General features: G+C 63.0%; 11 protein-coding genes. 8 read left to right on the forward strand and 3 right to left on the reverse strand.

All coding sequences use genetic code 11. The features are described from left to right. Positions 1-59 precede the first annotated feature (59 nt). Positions 60-596, reverse strand: a complete 537-nt coding sequence (gene tssB / locus FAZ98_RS20325; RefSeq protein ID WP_158953188.1) for a type VI secretion system contractile sheath small subunit — start codon at positions 594-596, stop codon at positions 60-62. Positions 597-633: 37 nt separating this feature from the next. Next, a complete protein-coding gene (tssH, locus tag FAZ98_RS20330; protein WP_158953189.1) occupies positions 634-3339 on the reverse strand; it encodes a type VI secretion system ATPase TssH in 2706 nt (901 codons plus the stop codon). Positions 3340-3956: 617 nt separating this feature from the next. Here tssH and FAZ98_RS20335 point away from each other — a divergent pair. The 6 genes from FAZ98_RS20335 to FAZ98_RS20360 all read left to right on the forward strand — a co-directional run bounded on the left by FAZ98_RS20335 (position 3957) and on the right by FAZ98_RS20360 (position 9641). Beyond that, positions 3957-4628, forward strand: a complete 672-nt coding sequence (locus FAZ98_RS20335; protein WP_158953190.1) for a TagK domain-containing protein — start codon at positions 3957-3959, stop codon at positions 4626-4628. Positions 4629-4633: 5 nt separating this feature from the next. Beyond that, positions 4634-5500, forward strand: coding sequence for a type VI secretion system accessory protein TagJ (locus FAZ98_RS20340; RefSeq protein WP_233272751.1), 867 nt, complete (start codon positions 4634-4636; stop codon positions 5498-5500). Continuing rightward, positions 5497-6042: a type VI secretion system baseplate subunit TssE gene (tssE, locus tag FAZ98_RS20345; RefSeq protein WP_158954094.1), complete on the forward strand. Its 546-nt coding sequence runs from the start codon at positions 5497-5499 to the stop codon at positions 6040-6042. The genes FAZ98_RS20340 and tssE overlap by 4 nt, the downstream gene beginning before the upstream one ends. Positions 6043-6068: 26 nt before the next feature. Next, on the forward strand, positions 6069-7961 hold the full coding sequence (tssF, locus tag FAZ98_RS20350; RefSeq protein WP_158953192.1) for a type VI secretion system baseplate subunit TssF: 1893 nt from the start codon (positions 6069-6071) through the stop codon (positions 7959-7961). A 30-nt stretch (positions 7962-7991) separates the two neighbouring features. After that, on the forward strand, positions 7992-9083 hold the full coding sequence (locus tag FAZ98_RS20355) for a type VI secretion system protein TssA (protein ID WP_199272399.1): 1092 nt from the start codon (positions 7992-7994) through the stop codon (positions 9081-9083). 117 nt (positions 9084-9200) lie between these two features. Further along, positions 9201-9641 (forward strand): hypothetical protein, encoded by a 441-nt coding sequence (locus tag FAZ98_RS20360; protein WP_158953194.1) that lies wholly within the window; start codon positions 9201-9203, stop codon positions 9639-9641. A gap of 158 nt (positions 9642-9799) precedes the next feature. Here the strand turns inward: FAZ98_RS20360 and FAZ98_RS20365 are convergent, their stop codons facing one another. After that, a complete protein-coding gene (locus FAZ98_RS20365; RefSeq protein WP_158953195.1) occupies positions 9800-10633 on the reverse strand; it encodes an isocitrate lyase/PEP mutase family protein in 834 nt (277 codons plus the stop codon). A gap of 272 nt (positions 10634-10905) precedes the next feature. Here FAZ98_RS20365 and FAZ98_RS20370 point away from each other — a divergent pair, with 272 nt between their 5' ends. Together FAZ98_RS20370 and FAZ98_RS20375 are read left to right on the forward strand one after the other, a co-directional pair. After that, complete coding sequence (locus FAZ98_RS20370; protein WP_158953196.1) at positions 10906-11898, forward strand: LacI family DNA-binding transcriptional regulator; 993 nt, start codon at positions 10906-10908, stop codon at positions 11896-11898. A 194-nt stretch (positions 11899-12092) separates the two neighbouring features. Beyond that, a complete protein-coding gene (locus FAZ98_RS20375) occupies positions 12093-13877 on the forward strand; it encodes an IlvD/Edd family dehydratase (protein ID WP_158953197.1) in 1785 nt (594 codons plus the stop codon). The last annotated feature ends 50 nt before the right edge of the window (positions 13878-13927 follow it).

The raw sequence follows: 13927 nt of genomic DNA on the forward strand, positions 1-13927 counted from the left end.
TTCCTTCGTTATCCTGATTTAAATAGAGATGGCCCGGATGCGTCGGCGAGCGATGCCGATCAGGAGGCGGGCCGCTCCGCTTCCGTGTTTCCGTCGGTCCGTGGCTTGGGCGATGCCGCCAGCGCCTTGAGCAACGCAGGATCGGCCAGCAGTTTATTGACGAACGCTTCGGCGCCGGACTTGCCATCCATATACGTTTGCAGGTTCGCGAGTTGTGTGCGAGCGTCGAGCAGTTGTCGCAGCGAGTCGACCTTGCGAGCGACGGCCGCCGGCGAGAAGTCGTCGATGCTTTCGAACGTCATGTCGACCGAAAGATGGCCTTCGCCGGTGAGCGTGTTCGCCACGGCGAACGCAACACGCGGCTTGATCGCCTTCATGCGCTCGTCGAAGTTGTCGATGTCGATATCCAGGAAGCGGCGGTCCGCCACAGCCGGCAGAGGCTCGACGGGCTTGCCGGATAGATCGGCCAGAACGCCCATCACGAACGGCAGTTCAACCTTCTTTTCGGAGCCGTAGACTTCGACGTCGTACTCGATCTGGACGCGTGGGGCGCGGTTGTGCGCGATGAACTTCTGCGAACTATTGGTAACGGACATGCATGGACTCCGTAGGCGTGGAAAAAGTCGAAACGTTCTAGTTGCCGTGGCCGACAGGAACGCTGGGAACAACGGCGGGTTGCGCCACGAAGGCAAGCGCCTGCGCGGCGGGCGCCGTTGCATCGGCAATCTCGATATGAATGGTAGCGAGCGCTGCCTTTTGTGCGAGCGCATCGAGCCAGAGCGCGGAAAGGCGGGGCAGGATGTTCTGTTCGATGAAACCGATCAGCACGCGGGCACCGGTTTCCTCCACGAGGCAACGTGCAACGACGTAGTCGACCACGCGTGCCGCGTAGCTCAGCGCGATTGCCTGGTTTTCAGCCATGCGCGCGACGACGCGGTCAAGGTGCAGGCGCACGATGTCGGCCAGCGTTTCGCGCGCGAGCGGGCGATACGGCACCAGCGTCATGCGGCCGAGAAAGGCGGCAGGAAACGTCGTCAGCAGTTCGGGTTCGAGCGCGGCGCGCAGACCGTCCTGGTCGGGGGCTAGCGCTTTGTCCGCACATAGATTGCTGGTCAACGCTGCGCCGGCGTTGCTCGTGAGGAGAATCGTGGTGTTGCGGAAATCGATAAAGCGTCCGTCGCCGTCTTCCATATAGCCTTTGTCGAACACCTGGAAGAACATTTCGTGGACGTCACGATGCGCTTTCTCGATCTCGTCGAGCAATACGACCGAATAAGGGCGACGGCGTACCGCCTCCGTGAGCACGCCGCCTTCGCCATAGCCCACGTAACCCGGTGGGGCGCCTTTGAGTCCGGAGACCGTGTGCGCCTCCTGGTACTCGCTCATGTTGATCGTGATGAGATTCTGTTCGCCGCCATATAGCGCCTCGGCGAGCGCGAGCGCCGTCTCGGTTTTGCCGACACCGGACGGCCCGGCGAGGAGAAACACACCGAGCGGCTTCTTCGGGTCGGCGAGACCGGCGCGCGCAGTTTGGACGCGTTCGCAGATTTGCAGAAGCGCGGGCGTTTGGCCGATGACACGACTCGCGAGCGTCGCAGGCAGCGAACGCACGGCGGCGATTTCATCTTTCACCATGCGACCTGCGGGAATGCCGGTCCAGTCGGAAACCACTTCGGCGATGATGGTTTCGTCGACTTCAGGGAATACCAGGACTTCGTTGTCTTGCAATGCGCGCAGCGCGTGTTCGAGAGCGTGCAGCGTGGCTCGCGCCTCCGCGGGCGAATCTCCGTCTTGCGCTTCGGAGGCCATAGCTGACTCACGTGCTGCCGCCAGCGCTTGCGCGGCGGCCGCCTGCGCTTGCCAGCGTGCCTCCAGTGCTCGCGCTTCGGCGTCCAGCGCTTCTATGCGCGTGCGCACTGCGGCCATGGCTTTGTCGACGGATAACCCGATACGCGACTCGCGTTCGAGCAGTTGCTGCTCGACGTGGGCGGCAGCGAGGCGCTGGCGCACGTCCTGTAACGAGCGCGGAGCCGTGTGCTGCGATAGCGCGACGCGAGCGCACGCGGTATCAAGCAGGCTGATCGCCTTGTCGGGCAGTTGCCGCGAGGGGATGTAGCGATGCGACAGCACGACTGCGGCGCGCACTGCCTCGTCGCGGACAATGACCCGGTGATGTGCGGCGAAGGCGTTGACAAGACCGCGAACCATTTCGATGGCTTTGGGCTCCTCTGGCTCCGGCACCTGCAAGACCTGAAAGCGTCGCGTGAGCGCCGGGTCTTTCTCGATATGGCGCTTGTATTCCGACCACGTCGTGGCGCCGATGGTGCGGAGCGTGCCGCGGGCCAAAGCGGGTTTGAGCAGATTGGCGGCGTCGCCGGTTCCTGCCTGGCCGCCCGCGCCCACCAGCGTGTGGATTTCGTCTACGAACAGCACAATGGGCACGGGCGATTTCGCCGCGGATTCCAGCACGCCTTTCAATCGGGCCTCGAACTCCCCCTTCATGCTGGCGCCCGCCAGCAAGGCGCCCACATCTAGCGACATCAGCCGGACTTCGACGAGTTGTGGTGGGACATTGCCTTCGTTGATAGCCCGTGCGAGTCCTTCGACCACGGCCGTTTTACCCACGCCGGCCTCGCCCGTCAGCAGCGGGTTGTTCTGCCGCCGTCTGAGCAGCACGTCGATCATTGTGCGGATTTCGAGTTCGCGTCCAACCACGGGATCGATTTCGCCCGCCCGCGCGCGCGCGGTGAGATCCTGGCAATATTGTTCGAACGAGTGGCCATTCGATTGGTTGTGCGTCGACGCGGAGGCTTCGCCGGGGAGCGCTGCAGCGAGATCGCTGTTGTCGTAGGCCGCATCGGTGCGCTCGGGCGAGCCGTCGATCCAGGGGCGCAACGTGCTGTCGAAATCATCGCGAGGAACGCGGGAAAACGTGGGTGAAATGGATAGCAGGACCCTGCGCAACTCCGCGGTGCTCGACAACGCGGCCATGAGCCATGCGCTGCGAATGCGACTCTCGCCAAATTCGAGCGAGGTCAGGATCCAGGCTCGCTCGATCGCCAGTTCGACGTAGTGAGAGAAGTCGCTCAGCGAACTCGCGCCGCCCGGCAGCGCTGCCAATGCGCGCGCAACGTCGCGATCAAGCGTTTCGCGCTCGATGCCAGCGTGCCGGATGATGCGATGCAGGTCACTGTCCGGCAATTGCAGCACCTGGTGCAGCCAGTGCACGAGTTCGACGTAGGGATTGCCTCGAAGCTTGCAATACGTCGTTGCCGATTCGATGCTGCGAAACAGTGTGACCCCGAGTTTCCCAAACAGCGCATGGCGTGGAATGGACATAGCCTTGTTTTTAAGCGGGTTTGATATTGTTGGATTGCAAGAATTGCATCGAATAATTGACGCAATCAGGCTAAATTGGTCGACCGGTTTAAACCGTATAAGTTATGAGTGCCGTTGAGTAGCATCTCTTGTCTCCTTATATCGACTTCTCTCAGGTTGGAATTTTTATCGGCCGATGACGTTGTCAATTATTGGTGGAAATTCGTCTCGCAGTCAAATCGTGCCATCAATTTTTCGATAAAATTTCTTGATTTTCATCATGAATTTTTTTTCGATATACATCCAATGATTTTCATTTTTCATTAAGTATTTGATTGTTATTGAAATTATCGAGTTGGTTAGATTTTTTCTCACGATGGCAAGAGGATTTTTCCTATGGTATGCGACGCAATTTCTGAGTTTTTAGTGAGTCGATATCGAGAATTCGGATTATTCTTAGTGATTAATTTAAATCTCAAATTTCCTCTGGAAGATAAGCCGATAAAATTGACCGTGAAGCGTAGACGTGATGCGGTGCGATGTGTCTTAATCATGCGAGTTGTCGAGTAAAAGGCGAGTGCTAAACGGCCTGCGTATTAAACGGCCTGCGTATTGACCTCGAAAAGACTAAGTTTCCTATGTGGATCAGCAAGTTATTTCGCAAGCCAAACGGTATTGATCGTACTGAGGAACCTCGCAGCCTTCCGCGAAACGATGGAGGAGCATCTGCGCGGGAAATGGGTCGGGCCGCCTGGCGCCATGAAACAATCGACTCTGACCGGCGTTCCGCAGCCATCGAGGACGAAAGTTTCCTCACTATGCTGGGATCGCGACTGCACGCCGGCGACAAGGTGTTCGAGCCGGCAAACGAGCGCGATTCCCCGGCGCAGGACGTCGGGAGTTTGCTCGGTGCGCTCTACGTGCACTACTGCAAGGCACTCGAGACTCCGTATGAATTGCCGTCGGGAACGTGGACCACGCCGGGTTCGGGCAATGCCGCGGAATTACGGCGCGACGCGATGGCCGATTCCGCCTGGGACAGGGAGGCGGGCGGAGCGATCACCGGCATGTTCCCTGACATCGAGAATCTTGAAGATGCATTCGGTCTGAGGTTCGGCGCGCGCGGCGACGTCGTGCAATCCGAGGGCATTCCAGAAATCTTGCGCTTATTCGCCCCGCGCGACTACGAGATGTCAGCCCGTCCGGTGAAAGCGTTGCCACCGGCGTTGACACGTCGCGAGCACCACACCCTTGCCATCGACAGTCCGCTAGCCGAACTCAATGCGTCGGCTTACACCTTTGACGAGTGAATGCCTTGACCTCGAACCCCGACATTCTCGCGGCGGGATTGCCTTGTCCCGACGTCGTACAGCAAATTGAAACCATCGAGCACCGCATCCGGGCGAATCCGGCCGACGCGTCGCATCGTTGGGCGTTGTTCCAATGGCTATGCGTCGCGCGCGAGTGGAAGCGTGCCGTTGGGCAGTTGCAGGTATTCGGGCAACTCGATCGCACTCGCGATGCGGTCGTTCAGGCTTACCGCGACTTGATACGCGCGGAGTGTTGGCGAGAGCAGGTCATGGCGGGCGAGCGCGTGCCGGCTTTCGTGATGGACGACATGCCGCAGTGGATAGCCGGATTGGGGAAGGCGTTGCATCTCATGGCACACGGCAAGCTCGATGCGGCCGACGAGGCTCGCGAAGCGGCCCTGGACGCCGCGCCTTCGATCAAGGGCACAGGGGGCGGGCACGCGTTCGAGTGGATTGCCGATAGCGACTCCCGCCTCGGGCCAGTGTGCGAACTCATCGTTGCGGGATCGTATCGCTGGTTGTCCGTGGCCGACATCGCTAGCTGGCACATCGTCGAGCCGGCCGGCCTGCTCGATCTCGTGTGGGTGGCGTGCGCCGTTACGCTGCACGACGGCACGGCGTTGCGCGGCTTCATGCCGGCGCGCTATGCGCCCTCGCCGGATGTACCAGCCTCGGGACGCGCCGACGACAACGTGCTTGCCATCGGGCGCTGCACGCACTGGCATCGCACGGGACGTTCCGGCGTGATTGGCGTCGGAGGGAAAACTTGGGCGACCAGTGCGGGAGACATCGGCATCTTCGAATTGAGGGACTGCATTTTTGGCGATCGGTGTGCTTCGACGTTGTTGGCAAGCGCCGAGGGCGCGCAATGACCAGACGACGCTTCCGCGCACCAGACGACGCGACCGGCGCACCGCGCCGCGCGAACGCGTACCTCATGCCGACGCTCATCGACCGGCTGGCCGACACGGCTCCGCATCGTCAGCACGAGGCGCCCGACGAATACGCGATGACGCGTTCGCAAATGCGCGACATCGTCCAGCGCGATCTGGCTTATCTATTGAATACGACAAGTCTCGACGATCTGCTCGATCGCGAGCGCTATCCCGAGGCCGCCGCGTCGACGATCAACTACGGAGTTCCGGCGTTGGCGGGCACATTCGTAGCGTCGCGCAACTGGGCGGACATCGAACAGATCATTCGCAGGGCGATCCTCGATTTCGAGCCGCGTCTGATTCCCGGCCACCTCATGGTCGTGCCCATGCCCGGCGGAGAGGCGGCCAGCTATAACAACGTGTCGTTTGAAATCCGCGGCATGATCCAGATGGACCCGTACCCGCTCGAATTCATGGTGCAAAGCACGCTTGATCTCGAAACGAGCCAACTCAACGTTGCCCGCAGACGGTCGGAATGAGCCGTCTTTTCTGTCACAGGTAGCGCATGGATCCGAGGCTTCTCGACTACTACAATCAGGAACTGGTAAGCCTGCGCGAACTTGCGAGCGAGTTCGCGAAGGCGCACCCCAGGATTGGGCGACGTTTGGTGGTGCAACCGGGTGACGTGCAGGATCCGTATGTCGAAAGACTGATCGAGTCGTTCTGTTTCATGGCGGCGCGCACGCAGGTCAAGCTTGATACCGAATTCCCACGCTTTACCGGGCGCCTCCTCGAAGTTCTTTATCCGAATTACGTGGCGCCCACGCCATCCATGGCGGTCGCGCGGTTTTACCCGGAAAGCAGCGATCCGGATCTCGCGCAAGGGTTGACCATTCCGCGTGGCACGATGGTGAAGTCGCGCGTGGCGGAAGGCGAAATCACGCCTTGCCAGTTCCGTACCGGTCAAGACATCACGCTTTATCCGCTGGCGGTTGCCGAGGCACGATTGACGAACGTTCCCGCCGATATTCCCGCGCTCGATCGATACGTTCCATCGCACAGACAAATACGCGGCGCGCTGCGCTTGCGCTTGCAAACGACGAACGCAACTCGTATTGCCGAGCTTCGCGATCTTGACCGTTTGCCCGTCTATCTTGCGGGCGACGAGCAGGTTGCGTCGTTTTTGTTCGAGCTCCTGCATGTGGGCGCGGTTGCCACGCTCGTCGGCGAACCGGATCGGATCGGCGCTGATGGCAAGCCTGTGCATGCCGTCACGCGCGACGCCGTCGTGAGCGAGGGGATGGGAACCGAACAAGGTCTGCTGCCTCTGACCTGGTCCACGTTTCATGGCCATAATTTGCTGCACGAGTATTTTGCGTGCCCCAGTCGCTTCTATTTTTTTGCGCTGACCGGTCTGGCGGCGGGGCTTCGCCGTATCGACGGGCACAGTGTGGAGATCGTTGTTCTGCTCGATCAGTCCACTGAACGACTGGCGCCGCTCGTCGACGCGTCGCGCTTCGCGTTGTTTTGCTCTCCTGTGGTGAATCTATTTCGCAGGCGCACCGACCAGATCGAACTGGCCGAGCGCGACGTCGAGTTCCGGCTCACGCCTTCGCGACTCGAGCCCATGGATTACGAGGTTTTCTCGGTCGACCGGCTGCTCGGGCAGAAGAAGTTCGGCGCGCCGGAACTGGAATTTCGGCCGCTCTACCAAACACTGAATAGCGACGAAGGCAACTATGGCCGCTATTTTTCCACTCGACGCGAGCCGCGGCTCACGTCGCAATCGGCGCGCCGCTACGGTACACGCACGCCTTACATCGGCACTGAATTGTTCGTCTCGCTGGTGGATCAACACGAGGCACCGTTTAGCGAGGACATCCGCTATTTGAGCGTGGATGCGTGGCTGACGAACCGCGACCTGCCCATGCTGGTTCCGCGCAACGGCGTGAGCGATCTGTTCTCCGACGACATGGACGCGCTCGCGGGTCTCGCCTCCATCGGGTTGATCCGGCCGCCCAGCACGCCGAAGGCGCCGTTCGCCGAGCGCGAACTGGCCTGGCGCCTCATCCGGCAACTCAATTTCAACTTCTTGCCCTTCAGCGAGATGGACCATCGCGCGGGCGGTCAGGGTTTGCGTGACGCGTTGAGGCTCTTTCTGGCGAGCGACGATGCGGAGCAACATCGGCAGGTCGAAGCGTTGATCGGCGTAAAGACGCAGCCGGCCACTCGCGTGCTGCCGGGTAACGGGCCACTGGTATTCGGGCGGGGAATCGAATGTACGTTGACCGTCGACGAAAGCGGCTTCTCCGGAGTGAGCCCTTATCTGCTTGGGACGATTCTGGAGCACTACCTCGCTCGCCACGTGTCGATCAATGCGTTCACGCAGACGGAACTGCATTCGATGCAGCGCGGCAAGGTCGCGCGTTGGCCGGTTCGAATGGGCGCGCGGGCTTAAGCCCGGAGACTGCGGCAGTCATCTATGGAGCTGACGATGAACGATAGAAACAACGGGCGGCCCACGGCGGCGGCGAGACCTCGTGCGCAACCGGCGCATGACTGGCTGATGCCCGTGACAGCAGAGTCTCCCTGCGGGGCCGATCTGGAATACGATCCGGAGTTCATTGTGCTGGCCAGCAAGGTCGCGGCCAGAACCGATGCGCAATACGGCGACTTCGTCGGCGTGCCCGAGCCGGTCAACTGGGGGGAAATCGATCGCGAATGTCGTCGCCTGATGATGCGCAGCAAGGACATTCGCCTCGCCATCGTTTTTACGCGTTGTCGTACGCGGTTGACGTTCGCATCGGGGCTCGCGGAAGGGTTGCGCTTGCTCGCGTCGTGGTTGACGGGATTTCCGGACGCGATCCACCCGCAACTCTCGGTCGACGCGGATCGTGACGCCGCGCTCGAAATTCGCATGAATGCCTTGCAGGCGCTGACCGATACCGACGGCTTGCTTGCCGACGTGCGCGACATTGCGCTGACGAAGTCGAGCGTCACGCGTCTGCAACTGAGGGATATCGAGCGTGCATTCGCGCATCCGCGTTCGAGCGACGCGCTCGCGCCGGAGTCGGTCTCGTTGCAGCTCGACGACTTGTGTGTGCAACAGCCCGCATTGTTCGCCTCGCTCGACGAAGCGCTCGCGCATATCGAGGCGATCGAGGTTTGGGCACGCACCCATCTCGAAGGCTACGAGCCCGATTTCACGCCGCTACGGCGCATCTTGAAGCATATAGCGGGACGCGCGCCGCTGGCGGTGGCGTTCGACTCGCCAGCGCAAGTCATTGACGACGATGTGCCGGCCTTCGACGTTCGCGAGATGGCGACCGGAGCCGAGGCCAATCCGCAAGAAGAGTTCGCGACGAGTGAGCCACGGGCGAAACCCGCCGATGCTCCGGTCTCCAGCCGCGAAGCGGCACTGAACGCCATGCGTACGGCTCGCCACTGGTTCGAGCAACACGAACCCAGCAGCCCGATCCCCGTATTACTCCGCAAAGCCGAACACTGCGTTGGCAAGCGCTATTCGGAACTTGTTCATGCGGTGCCTTCCGAACTGATCGCGCAGTGGGAGAGCGAGTAAGGAAAAGTTTCCCCCGATTTTGTTACACCTCTTACTGTGCCCCTGTCTCGTCGTTACAAAAACCTTACATTTGCGCAGCTATACTCGGTGCCATCTCAAAAACAGAAGAGCACTGCAATGTCGAACAAACTCCTCCGCATGGTTGCCGTCGCAACGTTGGCCGCGGCGACGTCCCTGCCGGCGCTGGCCGGCGACATGAACAACGCCTTGGGCGGCGCGCTCGGCGGCGTCGCGGGTGCGGCGCTCGGCGGTGCCGTCGGTGGTAGCACCGGCTCGGTGATCGGCGGCGCGCTGGGCGGTGGCGCGGGCGGCGCAGTGACGTCGAACCGGCGCGAGCGTACGGGTGCGATCATCGGGGGCGCGCTCGGCGGCGGCGCGGGCACGGCAGCCGGCAATGCCATGGGCGGGCGCGGCGGCGGCTTGATCGGCGCCGCGGTGGGCGGCGGTGCGGGATCGGCGCTGGGCGGCAACATCTCGCGTTCGAATTCCTACTCCGACGAGTATTCGCGCGGCTATCGCGGCCGCCATCATCACAGCCGCCATCGTCACTGGGATTAACGACCGGCGATCAGGCATGAAAAAAGGCGGCTACAGGCCGCCTTTTTTATCGCCGAAACGAAACTTAGCGTGAGCGGGCGTGTTCATGCTTCAGCCCACCTCGCGTCGAGGATCGCAACGCGATTGGCGCCGGCTTCCCCCACGCGCCGGATCGAGCCTCAGCCCTTGTCCTGGAAAAACGCGTCGAGCTTCGCGCCTTGCGCCGCGTGCTCGAAGCCGTCGAAGCGGCCTTCGGCGAGCCGTTGTGCCGCGTGCAGGAACCCGCCCCACGCGGCGCGCGCGAGTGCGCCGCCCACGCTGACGCGCCGCACACCGAGCGCGGCCAGGTCGTCGAGCGTGAAGTCCGATTGCGAACCGATCAGCACATTGACCGGCTTGGGGGCAACGGCCGCGACCACGGCCGCGATCTCTTCGCGTGTCTTGATGCCCGGCGCGTAGAGGCAATCGGCGCCGGCTTCGGCATACGCTTGCAGGCGCGCGATCGCGTCGTCGAGATCGGGCACGCCTACCACGAAATTTTCGGCGCGGCCGACGAGGATCGTGTCGCCGCCGCGCGCGTCGATGGCGCGCCGCGCGGCGCGCATGCGCTCGACCGCCACCGCGACCGGCAATAACGGCGCGCCGCCGTCACGTGTCGAATCTTCGACGGACACGCCTGCCACGCCCGTTTCCACCGCGAGTCCGACGCTCTCGGCAACGCCTTCCGGGTCGTCGCCGAAACCGTTTTCGAAGTCGGCGTTCACGGGCAGGTCGGTCGCGGCCGCGATCTCGCGCAGATGCGCGAGGATCGCGTCGCGCGGCAAGGTGTTGTCGGCGTGGCCGCGCGACCACGCGAAACCCGAGCTCGTGGTGGCGAGCGCCTTGAAGCCGAGTCCTTGCAGATAGCGCGCGCTGCCCGCGTCGAACGGGTTCGGCAGCACGAAGCAGCCGGAAGCGTGCAGGGCGCGAAATTCGGCGCGCTTTTCGGCGATGGTGCGGGCAGTGGCTGGCATGACTCGTCTCCTTGGCGTGGGTGGGTGGGCGTAGCGCGCGGCCTCACGCCGCCGCGTTATTGTGAACGAATTCGGCACGGCGGGATTTTTCATGCTCTTGCTCGCTCCACCTTTGATAAGGATATCGAATTAAATACGCTAAGAGCACTCTTTCGCTTTCGCGGAAAAGCCGCCACGCAGCAGCGCTGCCGTTATCATAGGCGCACCTTTTCATCCCACCCGCCGCCGCCCCGATGTCCAAAACCGCCGTACCGAAAGCCACGCCGCCCCGCATGTCCGACGTCGCCCGTCTCGCGGGTGTCTCGAAGATGACGGTGTCGCGCGTGATGGCGGGGCAGAGCGCATCGGAGGCCACGCGCGAGCGCGTGCAGCGCGCCATCGACGAACTCGGTTACGTGGCGGATGCCGCGGCCGGTGCGTTGTCGTCGGGGCGCTCGTCGTTCGTCGCCGTGCTCGTGCCGTCGTTGTCCAGCTCGAACTTCTCGGACACCGTGAGCGGACTGACCGCCGTGCTCGAACCGCAAGGTCTTGAATTGCTGATCGGCGACACCGACTATCTGCCCGATCGCGAAGAGCGTCTCGTGCGGCAGATGCTGCGTCATCAGCCGCGCTGCATCGCGCTCACCGGCTCGCGGCACACGGCCGCCACACGCGCGCTGTTGCAACGTTCGGGCGTGCCCGTGGTCGAGATGTGGGATCTGCCCGCCGAGCCGATCGACATGGCCGTGGGATTTTCCAACGTGAACGCCGCGCGCGAAATGGTGCGTTATCTCGCCGATAAAGGGCACCGGCGCATCGGGTTTCTGGGCGGCGCGAGCGATCTGGACCGGCGCGGCATCGACCGGCTCAAAGGCTTTCAGCTCGAAACGAAGGCGCTCGGGCTCGACCGCGATCGCGTGGTGAGGCTCGGCGAGTCGCCGATCACGATGAGTCACGGCGCGCCCGCGATGGCCGAGTTGCTCTCGCGCTGGCCCGACACGCAAGCGGTGATGTGCGTGAGCGACATGTCGGCTTTCGGCGCGATCATGGAGTGCCAGCGGCGCGGCCTGCGCGTGCCCGCCGACATCGCGGTCGCGGGCTTCGGCAACTTCGAGATCGGCGCATGCTGCCATCCGTCGATCACGACCGTTTCCGTCGATGCGTACGGCATCGGCCAGCGCGCGGGCGAAGCGATCGTCGCGGCGCTCGGCGCGGCGGATGGCGGTGGGCGTCGCACGGTGAAAACGCGCACGCCTTATGCAGTGGTGCCGCGTGAAAGTGCCTGAAGCCCGCTGAATCTTCCTGCATCTTCCTCACCGCGCGCGGTAGTTGTCCTGGCTGCGACGCCGCGAGCCTCGTGCTACCATCGTCGATGTTATCGGTAACAAACTGCGCGACCGAATCGGTCTGCCGGCGCGCGACATGCACATAACGAGCGCGGCGCAGTCATCACGCGCCGCGCCACATGGAAGGAGATGCCATGACGAATTCGGCACCGCGACGTCTGCGCAGCCAGGAATGGTTCGACGATCCCTCGCACGCGGACATGACCGCGCTCTATGTGGAGCGCTTCATGAATTACGGCCTCACGCGCGAGGAGTTGCAGTCGGGCCGTCCGGTCATCGGCATTGCGCAAACGGGCAGCGATCTCGCGCCGTGCAATCGTCATCACATCGCGCTCGCGGACCGCGTGAAAGCCGGCATTCGCGACGCGGGCGGCATTCCGATGGAGTTTCCCGTGCATCCGCTCGCGGAGCAGAGCCGCAGGCCGACCGCCGCGCTCGATCGCAATCTCGCGTATCTCGGGCTCGTCGAGATCCTGCACGGTTTTCCGCTCGATGGCGTGGTGCTCACCACGGGCTGCGACAAGACCACGCCCGCGTGTCTGATGGCGGCCGCGACCGTCGATCTGCCCGCGATCGTGCTGTCCGGCGGCCCGATGCTCGACGGCTGGTACGAAGGCAAACGCGTGGGCTCCGGCACGGTGATCTGGCACGCGCGCAATCTGCTCGCGGCGGGCGAGATCGATTACGAAGGCTTCATGGCGCTGACGACGGCCTCGTCGCCTTCCATCGGCCATTGCAACACGATGGGCACCGCGCTCTCGATGAACTGTCTCGCCGAAGCGCTCGGCATGTCGTTGCCCGGCTGCGCGAGCATTCCCGCCGCGTATCGCGAGCGCGGGCAGATGGCCTATGCCACGGGCAAGCGCGCCGTCGATCTCGTGCGCGAAGACGTGCGGCCCTCGCGCATCATGACGCGCGAGGCGTTCGCGAATGCGATCGTCGTGGCGTCGGCGCTGGGCGCATCGACGAATTGTCCGCCGCATCTGATCGCGATCGCGCGGCACATGGGCGTGGATCTGAGTCTCGAAGACTGGCAGCACTATGGCGAAGCGGTGCCCCTGCTCGCCAATTGCATGCCCGCCGGCGACTATCTCGGCGAGAGTTTCCATCGCGCGGGCGGCGTGCCCGCGGTGCTGCGCCAGCTCGACCGCGCGGGGCTCTTGCGACGTGCGTGCAAAACGGTCTCGGGCAAGACGATTGGCGAGATCGCCGACACCGCGCCCGACGCCGATCGCGAAGTCATTCGTACTGCCGATGATCCGCTGATGCATGGCGCGGGCTTCATCGTGCTTTCGGGCAACTTCTTCGACAGCGCGATCATGAAGATGTCCGTGGTGGGCGAGGCGTTTCGCCAGACCTATCTGAGCGAGCCCGGCGCGGAAAACGTGTTCGAAACACGCGCGATCGTGTTCGACGGCCCCGAGGATTACCGGGCGCGCATCAACGATCCCTCGCTGCGCATCGACGAACATTGCATGCTCGTGATTCGCGGTTGCGGCACGGTGGGGTATCCAGGCAGCGCGGAAGTCGTGAACATGGCCCCGCCGGCCGAGATGGTGAAGCGCGGCGTGACCTCGTTGCCGTGCATGGGCGACGGGCGGCAGAGCGGCACGTCGGCGAGCCCTTCGATCCTCAACATGTCGCCGGAAGCGGCCGTGGGCGGCGGTCTGGCGCTGCTGCGCACGAACGACCGCATTCGCGTCGATCTGAATGCGCGCAAGGTGGAGGTGCTGCTAGCCGCCGATGAAATCGAGCGCCGCCGCGCCGAAGCGCCGTTCGAAGCGCCGCCTTCGCAAACCCCCTGGCAGGAGCTGTATCGCAAGACCGTGGGCCAGCTTTCGACAGGCGGTTGCCTCGAGCCCGCGACGCTGTATTTGCGCGTGATCGAACAGCGCGGCGAGCCGCGTCACTCGCACTAAACGCTCGCACCTAATACTTGCACGGAAGCGCGAGTGCACGCGCATCAACG

Source organism: Paraburkholderia acidisoli, assembly GCF_009789675.1.
Taxonomy (GTDB): domain Bacteria; phylum Pseudomonadota; class Gammaproteobacteria; order Burkholderiales; family Burkholderiaceae; genus Paraburkholderia; species Paraburkholderia acidisoli.